Raw genomic sequence first — 1,459 nt, forward strand, 5'->3', positions numbered from 1 at the left:
TTGCGCGGCCTGCTGCTCGAGCTGCGAGCCGCGGGCGATGAGCTGCTGCTCCACCTCGTGGCGGTGCTGCTCGGCCTCGGTGCGGGCCTTCTCCAGCAGGGTCGCCGACTCGCGGTTGGCGTTGTCGCGGACCTCGGTGGCCTCCTGCTCGGCGAGCCGGAGCAGCTTCTCGGCGCGGAAGCCGAAGCCTTCCTCGGCGGGTGCCTGCGGGGTGCGGGCGCGCAGCTCGCGGTTCTCGCGCTCGGTGGCCTGGGCGTGGTCGTTGGCCTGCCGGACGCGCTGGCCCAGCTCGGCGACCTCGCTGCGCAGCCGGTCGAGCTCGCGGCCGCGGGTCTGGACGAACTCGTCCACCTGCTGGCGGTCGTAGCCGCGCAGGGACGTGAGGAACTGGGGGACGGTGGTGTCGCTCACCGGGATCCTTCGGGGGAGGGAACGGATGGGGGAGGGGGAGCCCGTACGTTCGACACCGTCCGTCCCGGGGCCTGCCCCCGGACGACCTGCCGTCACCCTGTCGCGGTCCTGGTGGTGACGCGGTGTCACGGCGGAGGCTAGCGGATCAAGCTCGGGGACCCTCCTCCGGGTGGCGCTCGCGCCGTGCGGGCCCTCCGGCCGCGTAGAGGTCCGTGTGCGCTGCGCGCAGCCTGTACTTGAGGACCTTGCCGCCGACGGTGTCGGGCAGCGTGTCGGCGAACACGACCGCCTTGGGCGTCTCGTACCCGGCCAGCCGGGTGCGGCAGAAGGCGACGATGTCCTCCGCCTCGGGCTTGCGGCCCTCCCGCGGCACCACGACCGCGGTGACGGCCTCTCCCCAGTGCTCGTGCGGGAGCCCGATCACCGCGGCCCGCAGCACGTCCGGGTGCTGGTGAAGCACGGCCTCGACCCGGATGGACGACACGTTCTCGCCGCCGGACTTCACGATGTCCTTGTAGCGGTCGACCATGATCCGCAGGCCGTCCTCGTCGACGGCCGCGGAGTCACCGGAGTGGAACCAGCCCCCGCGGAACGCCTCGCGGGTGGCCTGGACGTCCTTGTAGTAGCCCGCGGTCATGATCGGCGAGCGGTAGACGGCCTCCCCGGGGACACCGCCGCGGACCGGGTCGCCCAGCTCGTCGACCACGTCGGAGGCGAGCAGCCCGCTCGGCACCCCCACGTAGTTCACGGCGGGCGCGGTGCGGGCGTGCACCTCCGGCCAGCGCGTGGGCCAGAAGCGGTGGCACGCGATCGCCTCGGTCTGGCCGAAGATCCCCACCGTGACGAAGCCGGGCGCGGCCCGGGCCCCGAGCCGGTCCAGCACCGCGGGAGCCAGTGCGCCCCACCCGTAGACCAGCGTGGTCAGGGTGGAGACGTCCAGGTCGGGGCGGGCGTCGAGGGCGTCCGCCACGGCGGCGACGAACTGCGGCGAGCCCTCGATTACCTCGACGATCATGCCCGCCCTCGGCTGGCTCACCTCCGCCCCAGC

2 protein-coding genes are annotated in these 1,459 nt (G+C 73.7%); both read right to left on the reverse strand.

Annotated features, from left to right (window positions below; all coding sequences use genetic code 11):
* The coding region (locus tag H5J29_RS32530) for a DivIVA domain-containing protein (RefSeq protein WP_181784732.1) at positions 1-411 on the reverse strand (411 nt) is incomplete at its 3' end.
* A 145-nt stretch (positions 412-556) separates the two neighbouring features.
* The coding region (locus tag H5J29_RS32535; RefSeq protein ID WP_181784733.1) for an AMP-binding enzyme at positions 557-1,459 on the reverse strand (903 nt) is incomplete at its 5' end.

The organism is Pseudonocardia pini (assembly GCF_013870575.1).
Lineage (GTDB): Bacteria > Actinomycetota > Actinomycetes > Mycobacteriales > Pseudonocardiaceae > Pseudonocardia > Pseudonocardia pini.